Raw genomic sequence first — 18,089 nt, forward strand, 5'->3', positions numbered from 1 at the left:
GCGGGCCTCCCCCGCTCACGAGAGCTCTCCGAGCGCCACGAGCTGGGCGAAGCCGGGGTGCGCGGCCCGCACCTCCTCGAAGGTGCCGGCCCCCTCGATCCGGCCGCCGTCGAGGAAGAGCAGCCGGTCGGCACCGCGCACGGTCGAGAGCCGGTGGGCGACCACGAGGACGGTCATGCTGCCGTGCAGCTCGGCGACGGCCCGCGAGATCTCGTGCTCCGTGCGGTTGTCGAGCGCCGACGTCGCCTCGTCGAGGACGAGGACGGAGGGGCGCCGGTACAGCGCCCGGGCGAGGCCGAGCCGCTGGCGCTGGCCGCCGGAGAGGCGGACGCCGCGCTCGCCCACGCGGGTGTCCAGACCCTGCGGCAGCCCGCCGACGAACTCCTCGAGCTGCGCCGTCCGCAGCACCTCGCGCACGCGCTCGTGGTCGACCTCGGCCGCCGGCACCCCGAAGGCGACGTTCGCGGCGACCGTCGCGTCCAGGAGGAACACGTCCTGCGGCACCACGCCGAGCCCCGCGTACCAGGCCGCGGGGTCCTCGTCGATCGGCCGCCCGCCGCAGAGGATCCGGCCGCTCGTGGGCGGGAGCAGGCCGAGGACCAGGTCGAGGAGGGTGCTCTTGCCGGCGCCGCTGGATCCGACGAAGGCGGTCGTGGCGTTCCGCGGGATCACCAGGGAGACGTCCCGCACCACGTCCACGTCGGAGTCGGCGTAGCGGTACGTGACGTGCTCGAGCGCGATGTCGCCGGAGTAGCGGCCGCCCGGCCCGGGCCTCTCGTCGTGCGCCCCCTCGGAGGCGAGCTCCTCGGCCGCCTCGGAGACGATCCGCAGGCCCGCCTGCCCGCTGCGCACGATCGCGAAGGTGGCCGAGACGCGGTTGAGGGTCGGCAGGGCGCGGAGGGAGGCGGCCGCGAAGACGCCCAGGACGGAGAGCGCCTCGGCGCCGGAGCCGGTGGCGACGAGGATCCCCGAGACGCCCACGACGGCGACGACGAAGCCGATCTCGAGCAGGTACTTCGGCAGCTCCGAGACGAGCGAGAGGGAACGCAGAGCCTGGGCGCTGCGGCGCTTGGCCCCGCTGAAGCCGGCGACCAGGCTCGCCGCGCTCGACGTGAGGCGCGCCTCGCGGAACCCGTCGAGCGAGGGGAGCAGGAACTGCCACGACTCCAGCGCCGCCTCCGCCATCTCCTCGCCGATCCGGCCCTGCCGCCGCCGCAGGAGGGCCTGGACGCCGCCGAGCAGCACCGCGAAGAAGGCGGCCGCGAACAGGGTCGCGACCGGCGAGGCGACCAGCAGGATCGCCACGATCGCGACGAGCACCAGCAGGTCGGAGGCGATGCCGATCACGCCGAGCAGCACGCCGGCCGCCTGCGCGCTGGCGTCGTTGATGGTCCGGTACACCTCGGCGAGGCGCCGGGAGCGGTGGACGGCGTAGGGCGCGAGGACGTACCGCCGCAGCAGCTCCGTCGCAGCGTCGGCCGAGATCCGCGTGGTGCGGCCGAGCAGCCACCACCGGAAGACGATCGTCCCGGCGCTCTTGAGCACGAAGACGACCGCGACGAAGCCGGCGATGATCGGGAGGAGGGTCTGGACGTCGGTCGAGCCGAGGACGCCGGAGAGGACGCCGAGCGCGCCCGTGGTGGTGTCGGTCCCGGTGAGCAGCGCCATGAGCGGCACCATCGCGGCGACGCCCAGGGTGTCGAGGACCGCGAGCGCGAGGGAGCCCGCGACGGCGGCGGTGATCCAGCCCGGAGAGGCGGCGCCGGCCAGCGAGAGGAGGGTGCGCAGTCCTGGTCGCAGCGATCCGCCGCTCACGCCGCCATCCCCTCGTACACGGCGGCGATCCCGCCGCACATGGTGGAGACGTCCCGCACGGCGCGAGGAGCCGCGGCCCTCGACGCCTGCCGCTCCAGCGCCGCGGCCACCGCCTCCGGGTCGTCGGCGTCGACCAGCGAGTCCCGCTCGACGATCTCGGGGTTCCCGCCCACCGCGGAGGCGACCACGCCGATCCCGCGGGCGGCCGCATCGAGCAGCGTGTAGGAGCAGTTCTCCCAGACCGAGAGCTGGGCGACGACGTCCGCCGCGGCGAGCGCCGCCTCCGGATCGGCGAAGCCGGGGAAGGACACGGCGTCGCCGAGGCCGAGCCGCTCGGCCCGGGCGCGCAGGGCGCCGTCGAGCGGTCCCTCGCCGGCGACGGTCAGCGTGGCGCCGGGGACGCGCCGGCGCAGCACCGCGAAGGCCTCGAGCAGCGCGTCCAGGCGCTTCTCCGGCGCCAGGCGCGCGAGCGAGAGGACCCGGAGGGAGCCCGGCTCCCCCGGCTCGCGGTCGCGGGGCGCGGCGTCGACTCCGTTGAGCACGACCTGCACCGGCAGGCTCGGCCGCCACTTCTCGATCATGGTGCGGCGGGTGGCCTCCGAGACGGCGATCGCGCCGTCGAAGGACCGCAGCCGCGCGTGGTGCGCCGCCGCGGTCGTCCGCGCCCGCAGGGCGGTGCGGTGGTAGACGTCGGGCCCGGCGATGCCGTGCTCCGTCGTGACGCGGCGGACCCCGCGGGGCAGCGGGGTCGCCGCGGTCACGAGGTCGGCGTGGGCGAGGTGGGAGTGGACGATCGCCGGGCGGAGAGCCGCCGCGGTCGCGCGCAGGGTCGCCACGGAGGCGGCGGCACCGGCGGACACTCCGAAGCGCCCGGTCGTCACGGCCGAGCCCTGCTCCCGCAGCCGCTCGGCGAGCGCTCCCTCCGGGCAGAGCACGACGAGCCGGTGGCCGGGGATCCCGTGCCGGGCGGCGTCGAGGACGTGGCGGGCCACCCCGCCGAACTCGCCGACCGGCACCGCCCAGAGCGCGAGCGGGGTCACAGCCACTCCTCCAGCCGCTCGAGCGCGGTCCAGAAGCCCTCGCCGCTGTTGACGTGCCCCTGCCAGATCTCGGGGATGAACGGCACCCCGGGCGCCAGCTCGTCGAGCGACGCCGCGAAGTCCGGCCAGTCGATCTCGCCCTCGCCGATCTGCACCCCCTCGCCGTCGACACCCGTCGCATCGACGAGGTGCAGGTGCGCGCTGAGCGGAGCGAGCAGCGCCACCGCCTCCGAGAAGGCGAGCCCGAGGTGGTTCGCCGCGAGCTTGGTGTGCGAGGCGTCGAGGCAGAGCGGCGTGCCGGTCGCGGCCGCGAACTCGGCGGTGTCGCGCGGGTCCACGAAGAGGTTGTGGAACTGCTGCCCGCCCATGAGCCACGGGTAGGGCGGAAGGGTCTGCGCCAGCACGCGGACGCCGCTCGCGTCGATCCGCTCGAGGGCGTCGGCGACGCGCTCGTAGAGGGGAGCGCGCTGATCCGGAGCCACGTGCGCGTGCCGGGTGAAGCCGCCCATCGTGACGACCATCATCGGGTCCTCCTCCTGGCGGAACCAGCGCGCGAGGCTCCGGGTGGTCTCGACGGTGCGCTGCACCTCCGCGATCGAGCGCTCCCACACGTCGTCGTCGAAGGAGGCGAGGTCGACGAGGAAGTCGCCCGCGAACAGGTCCGGCAGGTGGGTGGTGAAGCCGGAGTCGAGGCGGCGGGTGAACACGTCGTCCGGCTCGATCTCGAGGTCGCGGTACGAGAAGTGGAACTCGAGGAAGTCGGCGTTCGACTCCGCGGCGAGCGCCGCGTGGTCGTGGTACCGCACCGGCAGGCCCCAGGGGCGGCGGAACCGGAACGGCCGGCCGGACGGCGTGCTCTCGCGCAGGTCGCCGGCGAAGAAGAACCCGCCCTCCTCGACGTCGCGGTGGAGGGCGCGGCCGAGCAGCTGCGGCAGCTCGTTGGGCTGGAGGCCCCGGCCGGGGCTGCGGACGACGACGTCGGCGGCGCGCACCACGTCCCCGATCGACAGGTCGCGGGAGGCGACCAGCGACTTCGCGAGCGAGACGCGGTTCATCGACTCCCCCGTCGAGACCGATCGGGCGTCGCGCGTGCCGAGCGAGTCCTCGATGTCGCGGATCTCGCCGACCATGCGGCGGAACTCGTCCGGGAGCAGGGACACCGTGTGGTCGTTGCCCTCCATCCCCCGGTCGACCGTGAAGTGCTTCTCGACGATGCGGGCCCCGCGGGCGACCGCGGCGACGGGGACGTGCCAGCCCCGCTCGTGGCCGGAGTAGCCGACGACGCCGCCGCCGATCTCGGCGAGCCGGTCGAGGTAGGCGAGGTTGAGGTCGCGGTAGGGCGCCGGGTACGTCGACTGGGTGTGCAGCAGGGCGAAGGAGGTGCCGAGCGAGCGCAGCAGCGCGACCGACTCGAGGATCTCGGACTCGCGGGACATCCCGGTGCTGAGCAGCAGGGGCAGCCCCCGGGTGCCGGCGTCCTCGATCAGGCCGTGGTTGGTGAGGTCCGCCGAGGCGATCTTGAGGCCCGGGATCCCGTAGTCGACGAGGGCCTGCACGCTCGGGGCGTCCCACGGGGTGCAGAGGACGTCGATCCCGGCCTCGGCCGCGTGGTCGAAGACCCGGAGGAGCGGCTCGGCGGGCAGCGAGAAGCGGCGCAGGAGGTCGATCGTGTACTGGGCGCCGAGGTCCTCCCCCGCGGTGGCCCCGCCGGCGCGCCGGTAGAGGGAGTCGAGGTCGCGCAGCTGGAACTTCACCGCGTCGGCGCCCGCCTCGACCGCGAGGTCGACCAGCCGCCGCGCCAGATCGACCGAGCCGTTGTGGTTGTTGCCGATCTCCGCGATCAGGAAGGCCGGGTGGCCGTCGCCCACCTCGTGGCGGCCGATCCGCAGCGCCCGGTCGCCCTCGACCGCGATCGCGACGAGGTGCCCGCGATCGTCGACGAGCGGGAGGTGGCTGATCCCGTCGCGGCCGAGCCGGGCGGCGATCGCGGTGGCCGGCTCGTCCGCTCCCGCCGTGCGGACGGCGGTGTTCGCGACGGCGAGGGCCGGGACGTCGAGGGAGGCCGTCGGGTTCGCGATGATCCAGCGGCGGAAGTCGCCGTCGGACACCGACCCGCGGAGGATCCCGTGCCCGTCGACGCAGAAGACGATCCGCTGCTTGTTCGCGTTGATCTTGGCCAGCGCGGTGAGCACCGGGTCCTCGGCGAAGACGATGAACGGGGCGAGGTGCCGGTCGATGATCATGCGCCGCCTCCCGCCGACAGGCTGAGGAGGGTCTGCTCGACCACCGCGAGGTCCGCCTCGGTGTCGATGTCCCCGCCCTCCGCCTCGTCCATGACGAACAGGCCGACCCGGCCGCCGATCCGGTTGCGCTCGCGCTCGTAGACCTCGGTGCGGGTGAGGTAGAGGGACCCGGTCTCGCGGTAGAAGAAGTCGGCCTCGGCGAGGTCCTGGCGCCGCGGCCGGGCCGTGACGTCGTACTGCGGCACGGCGGCCCCCTCCTGCAGCCGCCAGAGGAACGGCGTCTGCGGGACGACGCCCACCAGCGAGTCGACCCCCGTCGAGGCGAACTGCTCGAGCGCGCGGGCGAGGGTGCCCGGGAGCCGGATCGGCGAGGTCGCCTGGAGCAGCATCACCGCGTCCGGGCGGCGCCCCAGCGCGGCCCGGTTCTCGATCGCGTGGAGCACGACGGGCTCGGTCGCCGTCTCGTCGCGCGCCAGCTCGGCGGGCCGGAGGAACGGCACGTCCGCTCCCGCCCCCTCCGCGATCGCGGCCAGCTCGGGGTCGTCGGTCGACACGAGCACGTCGAGACCGGCGGCGAGCGCCTGCTCGATGCTCCAGACCACCAGCGGGCGGCCCGCGACGGGGCGGGCGTTCTTGCGCGGGACGCCCTTCGAGCCCCCGCGCACGGGGATGACGCAGAGAACGGTCACGGGGTGCCTCCTTCGGCGATGGCGAGTGCCCGGCGGGCGACGGCGACGGCCGGCTCGACGGCCGGGACGGGCGGAGCCGCGCTCGGCGTCTCCCCGCCCCAGCGCGCGAGCCGGTACCGGCTCCAGAACTCGAGCACCCAGGCGGGCGGGTCCTCGCAGACGACCCACGCGGGGATCCCGGCGGCCGCGGCCTCGAGGACCCCGGTCGAGAAGATCGAGGCGACCGGCCGGGCCTGCGCGGCGAGGTCGCCGCCGCGGAGCACCCGGATGCCGCGGCGCTCCCACCGCGCGTGCTGCCAGCGCGAGCGGCGGTCGACCTCGGCGGGGTGGGGGCGGTAGTCGGCGCCCGCCTCGCGGCAGAAGCGGGAGGCGGTGGCCGCGGCCGTCCGCCGGGGCAGCTCCGCGCCGTGCAGCTGGCCGAGGAACAGGGGCCGCTCCTCGAGCCGCTCGGGGCGCGGGCGGCGCGACGCGGTCCAGAGCAGCTGGCTGCCGACGACCTCGGTCTCCACGTCGCTGCGGCCGGAGGTCCAGAAGGCCGCGTCCTCCTCCGAGAACGCCAGCAGCGTCGCTCCGGGCGGGAGCGGCGGGGCGGAGGGGGTGAGCAGGCCGTGCTGCACGACCAGGAAGCGGGCGCCGAGGATCGCGGACCAGCGGTGGGCGGCCGCTCCCGCCGCGAGGAAGTGGCCGGTGGCGATCACGGCGCGGAGGCTCCGCAGCTCGGCGGGCGGGTCCGCCTCCGGGTCGACCGGGTGCGCCTTCCAGCGGCCCGGCAGCAGCCCGGACAGCGCGTCGCCGGCTCCGGAGGGAGCGAGGACCGCCGCGGGAGCCCCGCCGAGAGGAGCGAGCGAGGCCGCGGTCGAGGCGAGGGCGCTCGCCGTCGACGCCTCCACCGCGAGCAGGACCGCGGGCCGGTCGCCGCGCACGTGCAGCACCAGGCGGGTCGGCTCGGAGCGCCGGAGCGCCGCCCGGGCGGTGCGCAGCGGGTCGCGGCCTCGCTGCCAGCGGCGCCAGGCCTCCAGATCGGTCGGGTGCGTCAGCGCCACAGGGCCCTCACCTCCCGCATCCGGTGCACGAAGGTGTGCTCGGCGCCGGTGCGGCGCGCGCCCGCCTCGCGGATGCGCCGCGCCCACGAGGGGTCCGCGCCCGCCCGCCGCACGTGCTCGACGAGCTGGTCCCGCTCCTCGAAGACGAGCACCTCGCTGCCCACCTCGTAGAACTCCGCCACCTCGGGCCGGTCGATCAGGGTCAGCGCCCCGACGCCCGGCGCCTCGAAGGCGCGCATCGAGAGTCCGCCGTGGCCCGCGCCGTGCAGAGCCAGGGTCGCGGTCGAGCCGGCCATCACTCCGTAGTAGCCCGCCCGCGGGACGTCGCGGCGGGCGGGGACGCCTGCCGAGCGCCAGCGGCCGGTGCGCGCCACGTCCCAGGGGTGCCGCGACCACTGCCGCCCGTACGCCTCGACCGCGACACCGCCGGCCGCGAGCTCCCGCAGCACGCGCTCGCGCTCGGGGTAGCGGGCGCCGACGAAGGTCACCGCGGCGGAGGGGCGGGGGCGGAAGGAGAGGAGGGAGTCGAAGGCGTCGGGCAGGTGCCCGGCCGGAACCCCCGCGCGGGCGAGCTCGGCGACGTCGGCGGCTGAGTAGCTGACGATCGACACCGCCTCCCCGGCGAGGGAGCGCAGGCGGTCGACGGGGTGTCCCATGTTGCGGAGCTCGTCGTAGAGCCAGAGCACCACGGGGACGCCGGCGCGGCCGACCTCCTCCCACCAGGCGTCGCCGAGGGAGTCGCCCTTCACCACGAGGACGGCCCGGGGCCGGACGGCGCGCAGCGCCGCGATCGCGCGGTCGGTCTCGGCGCGCATCGACGAGCGCCGGAGCCGGCCCCCGGGGAGCCGGTGGCCGAGGGCGTCGCGCACGTGAGCCAGCCCGGTCGCGGCGTCGTAGCGGTGGACGACCACGTCGTCGCCCAGGTGGGCCAGCGCCGACTCGAGCGCCTCCCAGTAGCCGTGGAAGACCGGGCTCACCACGAGCACGGGCCCGCTCACCGGGACGCCGCCTCGGCGGCGGCGACGAGCCGGAGCTCGCGCCGGAGGACGGCCAGCGGGCGCACGTCGCTGCCGGCGGCGGCGCGCACCGCGTTGGCGGCGAGGTTCACGGCGGAGGCGGCGCGCAGGGCCGCGGCGAGGGCGGCGGGGCGTCCGCCCCACTTGCGGGCGTAGCGCAGGCGCGAGGCGACCAGCCAGACCAGCCGGCGCGCGGGGTCGGAGGAGCCGCCTCCCGTGTGCTCGGCGACGACGGAGCCGGCGAAGACCGAGGGCACGCCGCGCTCGCGCAGCCGGCGCTGGAGGTCGACCTCCTCGCAGTTCATGTGGAAGGACTCGTCGAACCCGCCGACCGCGCGGAACTCGGCCACCGGCAGCAGCATCACGGCGCCCACCACCCAGTCCACCGGCACCGTCGCGCCCGGGGCGCACCGGGTGTCGTGGCCGACGGCGGCGTGCAGCCGCGGGCGCCAGCGCGCGAGCGGAGTGAGCCACTCCACGACGTAGTGGCGCAGCCGCGGGAAGCGCCGGCCGACCCACTGCCGCTCCCCGCCCGCGTCGACGAGGTCCGGAGCGACGACCGCGGGCAGCCACGGCCGTCCCGCCTCGAGCAGGTCGCGGAGGAAGGAGGGTCCGACGACGAGGTCGCTGTTGAGCACCAGGAGCAGCGGGTGGCGCGCCCGGGCGGCGCCCGTGTTCACCGCGGCGCCGAAGCCGCCGTTCCGCTCGCGCCGCACGACCTCCACTCCGTCGATCCCGGCCGGGAACGGGACCGGGGAGGCGTCGTCGACGACGACGATCTCGAGGGCGGGGGGCGACTCCTGGCTGCGGAGCCGCTCGACGAGGGCGAGCGCGGGCGCGGGGTCGCCGTAGTGCGGGATCACGACGCTCACCCCCTCGGCGGTCACCTCGCGACCGTCTCGGCGGCGCGGTCCCGGCGGAGCGAGCGGCGGGTGCTCCGGACGGTGGCGGCCGGGGGCTCCGCGCCGACGGGCAGAGCACCGAGAGCGGGGAGGATCACCCGGAGCAGGGCGTCGATGTCCTCGACGGCCGCCGCGGCGACGTCCGGTCCGCGCCCGAACGGGTCGGCGAAGTCGTCCTCGGCGCCGTAGGGGGCGGTGTCGTCGGCGAGCAGCCGCAGGAGCGGGACGCCGGGGGCGGCTCCCGCCAGCCGCGCCGCCCGGCGGACCGTGGTGGTGCGGCGCGCGGCGGCCGGGAAGTGGCGGGTGACCCACTCCCGCTGGCCCGCCTCGAACACCAGCACGGGATCGGTGCCGGCGAGCATCCGGCCGTCGGCCTGGCGCGCGCGGTGCCCGGCCGTGGAGAGTCCGCGGGCCCGCAGCGCATCGCTGAGCTCGGGGTCGAGCCCGCGGCCGGCCTCCGCGTGCGTTCCCGCGCTCTCGACCCGCCAGTCGGAGCCGGCGCCGAGCAGGCGCGCCGCGATCAGCTCGGCCGAGGGCGACCGGGCCACGTTCGCATGGCAGAGCAGGAGCAGGCGCCCGCTCATCGAGCCGCCCGGCGGGACGTCTGCGGAGGCAGGGCCCGCGACTCCACCGGGGCGAGCTCGGACCGGCGCGGTGCCGCCGCCGCGCGCTTGCGCCCCGTCGCCGGCTGCGGCTCGGCGTAGTACGCGTTCTTGCGGTCGTAGTAGTAGTACCCGGTGTCGCCGTCACGGGCGGTGACCATGTTGAGCACGGTGCCGAGCACGCGGGCGCGGACCTGCTGGACGATCCGCCGGGCGGCGACCACCTCGGGCCGGTGCGTCTGGTTCGAGGCGACGACGAAGACGACGCCGTCGACGACGGTCGCGACGATGGAGGCGTCGGTGACGGGCAGCACGGGCGGCGCGTCGATGATGACGAAGTAGTCCTTCGAGAGGCGCGCGACCAGGGCGCGCATCGCCTCGGAGCCGAGCATCTCGGACGGGTTCGGCGGGATGTGCCCGGCCGGGAGGGCGTAGAGCCCCGCGGTACCGGTGGGGCGGATCGCGTCGTCCACAGGGATCTGGTGGCTGAGGACCTCGCTGAGGCCGATGGCGCCGTCGATGTCCAGCATCCGCGCCACGGAGGGCCGGCGGAGGTCCGCGTCGACCAGGAGGGTGCGCTGCCCGGACTCCGCGGTGACGCGGGCCAGTCCGGCGGCGATCGTGGACTTGCCCTCGGCCTGGTTGGCGCTGGTGATCACGACGCTGCGCGTCTCCTCGTCGACGCTGGAGAAGCGCAGGCCCGTCCGGAGCGAGCGGAACGCCTCCGCGGTGAGCGCGTCGGTGCCGCGGCGGCCGCCGGTCCGGCCCGGGCGTCCGGCCTTGGGGATGCGCCCGAGGACGCCGACGCCGAAGAGCTCGGTGAGGTCGTCGACGGTCCGCACGCGGATGTCGAGGGCCCGGCGGAGGAAGGCGAGACCGAAGCCGAGCACCAGGCCGCCCAGGGCGCCGAGCAGGATGTTCCGCACCCAGTCGGGGCTCGTCGGGGCGGCGGGCGGCTCCGCGTTCTCGAGCGGGACGACGGTGATCTGCGGTGTGCGGTCGGCGGTGGACTGCGTCTCGATGTCGGTGATGACGGCCGCCAGCGCCGCGAGCGCCCCGTTGGCCAGGGCTGCGGCGTTCTGCGCGGTCCCGGCCGCGGCGGTGACCTCGATCAGGGTGCTGCCCGGAGCGACCCTCGCGGTGAGGCGGCCGCTCAGGGCCTCTCCGCCGGGGTTCGCCTCCGGGTCGGCCTCGATCCGCTCGGAGACGGCGCTGCTCGAGATCAGCGGCAGGTAGGCGTTCGCCCGGGTCACCGCGGTCTGCGACCCGCTGATCGCATCGGCCGAGCTGCCGTCGCTCGCGGCGATCACGAATCCGGCCGAGCTCGACTCGTAGACCTTCGGAGTGAGGAACGAGAAGGCGGCCATCGCCAGAGCTCCGACGAGCACGGCGCCCACGAGGGTCCGCCAGTTCCGCCGGATGAATGCGATGAGATCGACGACAGTCACTGCGCACCTTTCTGCGTGCCGCGCATGCGCCGCACGACGATGCTGAGGTGTCGGTCACGCTAGCAATGCGGAGCGCCTTTCCCTAGGCGGTCCCCGACCCCTCGGGAGGCCCTTTCTGCGAGGATGACGACATGTCCGCGCCAGGGGGAGAGATCGTCGTCGAGAGGCGTTCCCCGCTCGTTCACGAGGCCTTTCCGATAGCACATTCCGCTCGGATACTCGATGCCGTCCTGATGGGCCTCCTGGTCTACCGGCTCCCCACCCCCTTCCTCCCGGGGAGCGTCCCGCTGGCCCAGACGGCGCTGGCCGCCCTGGTCCTCGTCAGCCTCTTCCGGCGGCCCACCCGCCGTCTCGGACGGGACGCCTGGTACCCGTGGCTGTGCCTCGCCCTGCTCGCCTTCGTCCTCGCCGGCTCGTCCTTCGACGGCCTCGACGCCCTGCGCCGGGCGGCGAACATCGCGCTCGTCATGCTCGCCGCGGGCTTCCTCGCGAGCGGGCGGATCGACGTGGTCTCGGGGCTCAAAGGACTCGCCGCGGCGCTGTCGCTGAACGCCGTGCTGTTCGTCGCGGGACTCGCCCCGGACAGCTACCAGGGCGCCCTGACCGGCTACCTGCAGGACAAGAACGTGGCCGGTCTCGTCTACGGAGCGGCGGCGCTGCTGGTCTCGGCGCTCAGCTCGCGGCTGTGGCTGCGGGTCGGCGTGCTCGCGCTCGGGGCCGCCGCGGTCGTCGCCACCGACTCCCGCACGTCCATGGCGGCCTACGCCTGCGCGCTCGTGTGGCTCGTCGCGGCGCCGTACCTGCGCCTGCTCTTCCGCGCGCTCCTCGGCGGCGGCCTCGTCCTGCTGTTCCTCTGGGCCGAGCGGAACCTGGCGACGGCCGGCGACTACGGGGTGGAGCGGGCCGGCTCCGACGCCCTGCGCGCCCGCATCCTCGACGCCTCGGTCGACAAGGTGGCGCTCTCGCCGTGGACCGGCTCCGGGCTCGGAGAGGCGACCGCGCGGGTCGACGGGATCGACTGGTTCTTCCACAACTCCTACCTGGCGCTGATGGCCGAGGGCGGCGTCGTGCTGCTCGTCGGCGTCGTCGGCACCGTGCTCGTGGCCGGCTTCGCGACCACGGCCGCCGGGGCCGGGAGCCGCCCGGGGCACGCGGTCGGCGCGGCGAGCATCCTGGTGCTGCTGTGCGCGACGCAGCTGGGCGAGGTGTTCTTCGCCCCGATCTCGTTCGTCGTGATCGGCGCGGGTCTCGCTCTGCTCGCGGAGCAGTCCGCCCGCGCCCGCGCTCTGCCGCCGGAGTAGCGCCTCCCGCGTCCACCCGATCCGGCGCGGATCCACGGATCCGGGGCGCGGAGGTCCCGGTCGGCGGGCCCTTCCCGGTGGGGCGGAGGTCGCCCGGTGCGGCCCCGGCCGACCGCCGCTCAGGCGCGGCCGCGCTCGCGGACCGCGTCGCGGAGTACCGCGCGGACGCCCGCCCACATGCGCCGCGCGTTCAGCCCGGCCAGCACCCGCTCCCGGCCCGCGCGGGCGACCTCGGCCCGCTTCCCGTCGTCGCTCAGCACCGCCTCCAGCACCGCCGCGATCCCCGCTGGATCGTGCAGGGGCAGCGCGAAGGACGTCTCGCCGTCGCGGATGTAGCCGGTCATCGCGGCGCTCGCGGTGACCGCCGTGCAGGTCCCGCAGCCGGAGGCCTCCAGCAGGACGCTCTGGCCCGTCGGGTAGGCGAGGTCGTGGCTGGTGACGACGACGAGCTCGGCGTCGCGCAGGTTGTCGCGGTGCCGATCGACCGGGACGGGGTCGTGCAGGACGACGTTGGCCGGCAGCGCCCGGGACGGCCGCCGCGCAGGAGTGGTCACGATGTCGAACCGCCGGTGCGGCAGGCGCTCGGCGGCGGCGACCAGCGAGTCGAAGTCGCGCCCGCGGTCGACACCGACGGCGAGCACCTCGAACCGCTTCGGACGCGGCGGAACGGGCCGGTAGTAGTCGGAGTCAACCCGAAGAGCACCGGTGCGATCCGCCGCTCGTCGACGCCGTGGCGGGCGAAGACCTCGCGCTGGTTCTCGCTGAGCACGACGAGCCGGTCCACGCCCTGGAGCAGCCGGACCACCTGTCGGCGCCGCTCCGGCGAGCCGGTGAGCAGCTCCTCCGCCCACCAGCAGGAGAGGACCACGAGCGGCGTGCGGCCGTACGGCCCGAGCCGCGCGCGCCGGAGCAGGGCGGGGAGGCCCGCCTCCGGCTCGAGCACGCAGAGCACCGCGTCGGCCGAGCGGACCGCCCGGAGCGCGCGCAGCTGCGTGTCCACGTTCAGCCCCGTGCGGTGCTCCACGACGTCGCGGAGCTTCACGTGCGCGGGCCGAGACGCGTGACCGGGGACGAGGAGCCGCGTCGAGTCGTCCCGGAGGAGGTCGGCCCGGTACGGCAGCCTCCCGCGGGCGAAGGGCTCGCCCGGAGCCAGGCGCAGTGTCGAGTGCTTGAGGAACAGTCCGAGCACTCTGAGGACTTCCGGTTCGCGGGTCATCGTCGTCCTTTCCCGAGGGAGGAGGAGAGGCTCCCCGCGGCATTCCCCGGAAAGCGGATCGGTCTCCTGGCGGGAGGATCAGGAATCATCGGAGAGGGCCATCCGCGCCAGAAGTCCGTCGATAGCCGACTTCCCGGAGGACGGGGAGTAGGAATCGTTCCAGCGGGCACGATCCCTCTCCCGCGACTCCGATAGTCCTCTCTTCTTCCGGGCTCTGATCAGCTCGGCCAGAGCCCGCGGATCCCCGGCTCGGAACGTGGCGTCGATCGACGGGCCGACGACCTCGGGGAGCGCACCGCTATCGCTCACCACCACGGGGACGCCGGCCGACATCGCCTCCGTCACGACCAGGCCGAACGACTCCGGCTGCACCGACGGCACCACCAGGAGGTCGATCCGCGAGAAGAGGTCGCCGGGCTCGATCCACCCCGGCCGGTCCACCAGAGCGGCGACCGGAGCGAGGGCCGCCTCCACCTCGCGACGCTCCCGCTCCGCCACGAACCGGGGCTCGCCCGCCAGCACCAGGCGATACGCGCCCGGTTCCCCGGCCTCCAGCAGCGCCAGCGCCTCGGTGAGGACCCGCACCCCCTTCGCGAGCGAGGGACGCCCGAGGAAGCCGAGGACGGTCGTCCCGTCCTCCCACGGCCGCGCCTCCGGCAGGTCGACGCGGCGGCTCCAGTTCGGCAGCACGGTCGACCCGGGGACGACCCCCGCCAGGTAGCGGGAGGGGACGAGGGTCGCCAGCGCGCCGCGGCGAGCCACGGGCGCGAGCAGCCGCTGCAGGCCGGACGGGCGCTGGTGCAGATGCACGATCCGCCGCGGACGCCCTGCGGTCGCGACGGCCGGCACCAGCCCGTTGCACCACAGCACGCCCTCGCGGGAGGAGGCGTCCCAGCGCCGCAGCGCGCGCATCCAGGCGGGTCTGCCCGTGGCCTCGAGCTCGACGACCCGGTGGCCGGCGGCGAGGGCGGCGACGACGAGCGCACGCGGCTCCGAGGGGCCGACGACCACGACCGGGACCTCGAGCGCCTCGAGCGCCTCCGCGATGCTCAGCAGCATCACCTCGCCGCCGCCGATGTCGCCGTTGTTGGTCGCGAGCGCCACCGGAGGCCGCCCGGCGCCGCCCGCTCCCCCGTGGATCATCCGCCGCCCCGCCCGCCTCCGTGCGGCGCCCCCGCGGCCCGCGGGCCCATCCTCACCGAGACGAGCGCTCCGCTCCACCGCCCCCGGCCGGGCTCCGCGGGCCGCAGGAGCGCTGGAATACTGACCGGATGGAGCTCGTGGGCGTTCTCTGGGCCGACGAGGCCGTGCCGCTGGTGTCGGCGTTCGTCCACCGGCGGGCCGACGCGGCGGGCCTGCGCGCACTCGTGCTCAAGGGACCGACCGCCGCCGCCGACCGGCTCCGGCCGCCCCGCGCCTCCGGCGACGTCGACCTGCTGGTCGCCCCCGACGACCTGCCCCGGATCCTGGCCCTCCTGGCCGCCGACGGCTGGACCGAGCGGCCCTGGCCGGACGGACCGACGCTCGCGGCCAAGCACTCGCGCTCCTACCGGCACGCCGCGTGGCCGGTCGACATCGACGTGCACTGGCGGTGGCCGGGATTCCTCGTGCCGCCGCGCGACGCCTTCGAGGCGCTGTGGAGCCGGCACCGGATCGTGGAGCTGGCCGGCCGTCCGGTCGCGACCGCGAGCGTCGCCGACTCGGCGCTCGTGCTGGCGCTGCACGCGCTCCGCGACGCCTGGCAGATCACCGACCCGCGCCTCACGCGGCCCTCCGACTACGACCTGCTCGTCGAGGCGGTGGCCGCCCGCGCGGAGCTGCACGCTCCGCTCCGGGCGGCGGCGGAGGAGCTCGGCGCCGTCCAGACCGCGCAGCCCTTCCTCGACGCGCTCGGCATCCGCGCGCGCGCCGGGGAGGTGCCCGCGGCCGAGCTGCGGGCGTGGCGGATCAACGCGAGCTCGCCCCACGCCTCCGCGGGGTGGGTGCAGGCCGTGCGCGCGGCCGGCTGGCGGCAGCGGCCGCTGCTCCTCGCCCGCGCCGTCTTCCCCGCCCCCCACGCCCTGCGTGCCGCCGACCCCGCCATCGGCCCGCGCCGGATCGACGTGGCGGCCGGCTGGTGGCGGCGGCTGCGCCGCGGCGCCCGCACGGCTCCGCTCGCGTGGGACCACCTCCGACGGACGGACAGGACCTGACATGACCCGCCGGCTGATCCGCGCCCCCTTCGGGCTCGGCGTGCGCTTCACCTTCGACGACACCGTCCCCGACCGCTTCGTGACGGAGGTGGAGGAGTCGTGGAACGACGTGGACGACGACGCCGATCGCCCGGGCTCCGAGTACCGGGTGTCGCTGACCGAGCCGGTCGGGGAGCCGGGAGTGATCGCGCAGCCGACCGAGGACGCCCTCGCCGAGCACATCGGCGCCGCGCTCACCCTCGCGGCGGCCGACGCCTGCGAGGGCCGGCTGCTCAGCGTGCACGCCTCCGCGGTCGCCCTGACCGACGGCCGCGTCGTCGCGTTCGTCGGCCGGCCCGGTGCCGGGAAGTCGACCCTCGTGAGCCTCGCCGCTCGGCGGTACGGGTACGTGACCGACGAGACGCTCGCCGTCCGCCGCGACGGGCGGGTGCTGCCGTTCCGGAAGCCCGTCGCCCTCCTCGACGGCGGCGACTGGAAGCGGCACCGCTCCCCCGCCGCGATGGGCCTGCAGCCGCTGCCGGACGCTCCGCTGCGCCTGGCCGCCCTGCTCCTGATCGCCCGCGACCCGTCCGGCCCGGCAGAGCCCCGGCTCGAGCCGATCGCCTTCGACGAGGCGCTCTCGGTGCTGCTGCCCGAGCTGAGCCACTTCGCACGGCTGCCCGCGGCGCTGCACCACCTCGCGGGGCTGCTCGACTCCGTCGGCGGGGCGCGGGTGCTCCGCTACCGCGAGGCGGAGACGGTGCTGCCCCTCCTCGAGCGGATCGGGGAGCCGTCGCCGGTCGTCGCCGATGCACCCGAGGCCGATCCGGCGGCGCCCGGCCCGGGCCTGCTCGCGCGCGCCGCCGGCGTCGAGTGGGTCGAGCGCGACGGAGTGGTCAGCTGCCTCCTCGACGAGCGGGTCGAGACGCTGACCGGGATCGGCCCGGTGCTGTGGCGTGCTCTCAGAACGCCCGCGACGGTCGACGCGCTGACCGGGGCCGTCATCGCCGAGCACGGCGCCCCGCCCGCGGGCGACCCCCGGGCGCACGTCGAGGCCGTGCTCGACGCGATGGTCGAGCACGGCCTCGTGGTCCGCGGCGCCTGACGGCGCCGAGCGCGGCTAGCCCGTGCGGACGTTCGGCCCGACGGAGCCGCGGGCGATGAACAGGTCGAGCAGGTTCACGAGCCCCACCGCGCGGATGTAGAGCGCCGCGACGTCGTAGCGGCCGACGGGGAGCGCCTCGAGGGCGGCGGGCCCGGTCGGGTTGGTCGAGCGGTTCTGCGCGTTGACGTCGATCTGGATGACGTCCCGCAGGGCGGTGAAGACCGGGGTGAGGACCGCGTTCTGCAGGGTCGTGAGCAGCGGCGGGAGAGTCGCCGTCAGCAGAGTATTGATCAACCCGAGGAGGGCGCCCCGCAATGTGCCACCGCCACCGTCGGCCAGGCTCACACCTAATAGCGAAATGTTCGCCAGCAGGCGTGCGCTCAACTCAGTGAGCAGAGCAGCCGTGAAGGCACCGAGCACCGAGCCAGGGACCTGCAGCCCGTTGTCCAAGAAGAGGGTCGAGTTCGGCGGCAGATCATTCAGGTAGGAGGCGTAGGAGCCGAACGGCGTGTTTCCCGGCTGGCCTGGAGCGGGGCCGAAGAGCGCGGCCAGGTCGATCGTCAGAACGGCTGGATTCGTCGAGGACGCGGGTGTCGTCGGGATCAGGAGCTGGATCGGCTGCGCACCACCGGGCAGAGCCGTGCCGAAGATCCCCGCAAGGTTGATCGTCGCCGCACCCAGCGTGAGGCTGGAGACAGCAGTGAGGAGGCCCTGCACCGTCGTAGCGATCGTGTTCAGCGTCGGCGAGGTGAGCACCAGGTTCAGCCGAGTGATCTGGTAATCGCGCTGAAGATTGTCCGATCCGGGAACGCAGGCCGATTGCAGAGCCGCGCGCCCGGTCAGAGCACCGATCTGCAGTGTGAGCCCGGCGACGTTGGTGAGCAGTCCCGCCAGACCTGCCCCTCCGATCGCCGCGAGGATCGCCCGGAGGTTGACGGTGCCGAAGTCGGGGTAGCTCCCCGAGGTCGGGGTCAGCGCCAGCTGGCCGGCATTGGTGATCGCACCGGAGGCTCCGCGGACGGTGCCGGTGGTGCTCGCCTCCGCGTACTGGTTGAGAGTGCCGACGGTGGCGGGAGCCGCCAGCGTGAGGAGGGAGGAGAGCGTGCCGGTCAGCCCGGTCGCGTTCACGGCGATGCCGTTCAGTACCGTGGCGTTGACGCCGCCCGTCACGACGACCGGGTCGGGCGGATTCGGTCCCGACGCCGGCGCAGTCGCCGTCACGCCCGAGACACCGGCGACATTGTCGAGGTTCACGCCGCCGAGGAAGCCGCTGAGGAGGCGTCCGCGGGCGACCGCCTGGAAGACCGTGCCCACCGGGAAGCAGCTGATCGAGACGGCGGAGGCGGACTGCGCCAGCATCACCGCGGGCACCGACCAGACCGCTCCGGCCACGACCGTCCGCCGTGCGAAGACGCCCGCGGAATTCGCGCTCTTCTTCTCGCTCTTATCGCTGGATGCGAGCGGATTAGACTCCGACATTGGCGGCCCTCCGGTGCTG

General features: G+C 75.3%; 16 protein-coding genes. 3 read left to right on the top strand and 13 right to left on the bottom strand.

Annotated elements, in window-relative coordinates; genetic code table 11:
- Nucleotides 1-15 precede the first annotated feature (15 nt).
- From C5C56_RS12380 to C5C56_RS12420, 9 genes are read right to left on the bottom strand one after another with little or no spacing between them, the layout of a single operon-like run.
- Nucleotides 16-1,815, bottom strand: coding sequence for an ABC transporter ATP-binding protein (locus C5C56_RS12380; protein WP_104319705.1), 1,800 nt, complete (start codon nt 1,813-1,815; stop codon nt 16-18).
- A complete protein-coding gene (locus tag C5C56_RS12385; RefSeq protein WP_104319706.1) occupies nt 1,812-2,855 on the bottom strand; it encodes a glycosyltransferase family 4 protein in 1,044 nt (347 codons plus the stop codon). Before C5C56_RS12385 ends, C5C56_RS12380 begins: the two co-directional genes overlap by 4 nt.
- Nucleotides 2,852-5,098: an N-acetylneuraminate synthase family protein gene (locus tag C5C56_RS12390; RefSeq protein WP_104319707.1), complete on the bottom strand. Its 2,247-nt coding sequence runs from the start codon at nt 5,096-5,098 to the stop codon at nt 2,852-2,854. The genes C5C56_RS12385 and C5C56_RS12390 overlap by 4 nt, the downstream gene beginning before the upstream one ends.
- Nucleotides 5,095-5,787, bottom strand: coding sequence for a cytidylyltransferase domain-containing protein (locus C5C56_RS12395; RefSeq protein ID WP_104319708.1), 693 nt, complete (start codon nt 5,785-5,787; stop codon nt 5,095-5,097). The genes C5C56_RS12390 and C5C56_RS12395 overlap by 4 nt, the downstream gene beginning before the upstream one ends.
- Nucleotides 5,784-6,830 (bottom strand): hypothetical protein, encoded by a 1,047-nt coding sequence (locus C5C56_RS12400; protein WP_104319709.1) that lies wholly within the window; start codon nt 6,828-6,830, stop codon nt 5,784-5,786. The genes C5C56_RS12395 and C5C56_RS12400 overlap by 4 nt, the downstream gene beginning before the upstream one ends.
- Complete coding sequence (locus C5C56_RS12405; RefSeq protein WP_104258156.1) at nt 6,821-7,828, bottom strand: glycosyltransferase; 1,008 nt, start codon at nt 7,826-7,828, stop codon at nt 6,821-6,823. Before C5C56_RS12405 ends, C5C56_RS12400 begins: the two co-directional genes overlap by 10 nt.
- The gene (locus C5C56_RS12410) at nt 7,825-8,733 is read right to left on the bottom strand and encodes a glycosyltransferase family 2 protein (RefSeq protein WP_104287810.1); all 909 of its coding nucleotides are present in this window, start codon (nt 8,731-8,733) and stop codon (nt 7,825-7,827) included. Before C5C56_RS12410 ends, C5C56_RS12405 begins: the two co-directional genes overlap by 4 nt.
- Nucleotides 8,730-9,332 carry a hypothetical protein gene (locus tag C5C56_RS12415; protein WP_104227202.1) on the bottom strand — a complete coding sequence of 201 codons (603 nt, stop codon included), beginning with the start codon at nt 9,330-9,332 and terminating at the stop codon, nt 8,730-8,732. The genes C5C56_RS12410 and C5C56_RS12415 overlap by 4 nt, the downstream gene beginning before the upstream one ends.
- Entirely contained in the window at nt 9,329-10,798 is a 1,470-nt protein-coding gene (locus C5C56_RS12420; protein ID WP_104247947.1) for a polysaccharide biosynthesis tyrosine autokinase, read from the bottom strand. Before C5C56_RS12420 ends, C5C56_RS12415 begins: the two co-directional genes overlap by 4 nt.
- 233 nt (nt 10,799-11,031) lie before the next feature.
- On the opposite strand from C5C56_RS12420, the gene C5C56_RS12425 reads away from it, so the two are divergent.
- The gene (locus C5C56_RS12425) at nt 11,032-12,099 is read left to right on the top strand and encodes an O-antigen ligase family protein (protein WP_104319710.1); all 1,068 of its coding nucleotides are present in this window, start codon (nt 11,032-11,034) and stop codon (nt 12,097-12,099) included.
- A gap of 119 nt (nt 12,100-12,218) precedes the next feature.
- Here C5C56_RS12425 and C5C56_RS17940 read toward each other — a convergent pair whose 3' ends face one another.
- From C5C56_RS17940 to C5C56_RS12440, 3 genes are all read right to left on the bottom strand, one after another.
- Nucleotides 12,219-12,653: a glycosyltransferase gene (locus tag C5C56_RS17940; RefSeq protein ID WP_181137602.1), complete on the bottom strand. Its 435-nt coding sequence runs from the start codon at nt 12,651-12,653 to the stop codon at nt 12,219-12,221.
- Nucleotides 12,650-13,315 carry a hypothetical protein gene (locus C5C56_RS17945; protein ID WP_181137603.1) on the bottom strand — a complete coding sequence of 222 codons (666 nt, stop codon included), beginning with the start codon at nt 13,313-13,315 and terminating at the stop codon, nt 12,650-12,652. Before C5C56_RS17945 ends, C5C56_RS17940 begins: the two co-directional genes overlap by 4 nt.
- A gap of 78 nt (nt 13,316-13,393) precedes the next feature.
- Nucleotides 13,394-14,458 (bottom strand): glycosyltransferase family 4 protein, encoded by a 1,065-nt coding sequence (locus C5C56_RS12440; protein ID WP_104319713.1) that lies wholly within the window; start codon nt 14,456-14,458, stop codon nt 13,394-13,396.
- A 128-nt stretch (nt 14,459-14,586) separates the two neighbouring features.
- Between C5C56_RS12440 and C5C56_RS12445 the strand changes: the two genes are divergently transcribed.
- Both C5C56_RS12445 and C5C56_RS12450 read left to right on the top strand, forming a co-directional pair.
- Nucleotides 14,587-15,507 (top strand): nucleotidyltransferase family protein, encoded by a 921-nt coding sequence (locus C5C56_RS12445; RefSeq protein WP_104248013.1) that lies wholly within the window; start codon nt 14,587-14,589, stop codon nt 15,505-15,507.
- 1 nt (nt 15,508) lies between these two features.
- A complete protein-coding gene (locus C5C56_RS12450; protein ID WP_104319714.1) occupies nt 15,509-16,591 on the top strand; it encodes a PqqD family protein in 1,083 nt (360 codons plus the stop codon).
- Nucleotides 16,592-16,606: 15 nt separating this feature from the next.
- On the opposite strand, the gene C5C56_RS12455 is transcribed toward C5C56_RS12450, so the two are convergent.
- The gene (locus C5C56_RS12455) at nt 16,607-18,070 is read right to left on the bottom strand and encodes a choice-of-anchor G family protein (protein WP_146086485.1); all 1,464 of its coding nucleotides are present in this window, start codon (nt 18,068-18,070) and stop codon (nt 16,607-16,609) included.
- Nucleotides 18,071-18,089 lie beyond the last annotated feature (19 nt).

The organism is Rathayibacter sp. AY1D1 (assembly GCF_002932635.1).
GTDB lineage: Bacteria > Actinomycetota > Actinomycetes > Actinomycetales > Microbacteriaceae > Rathayibacter.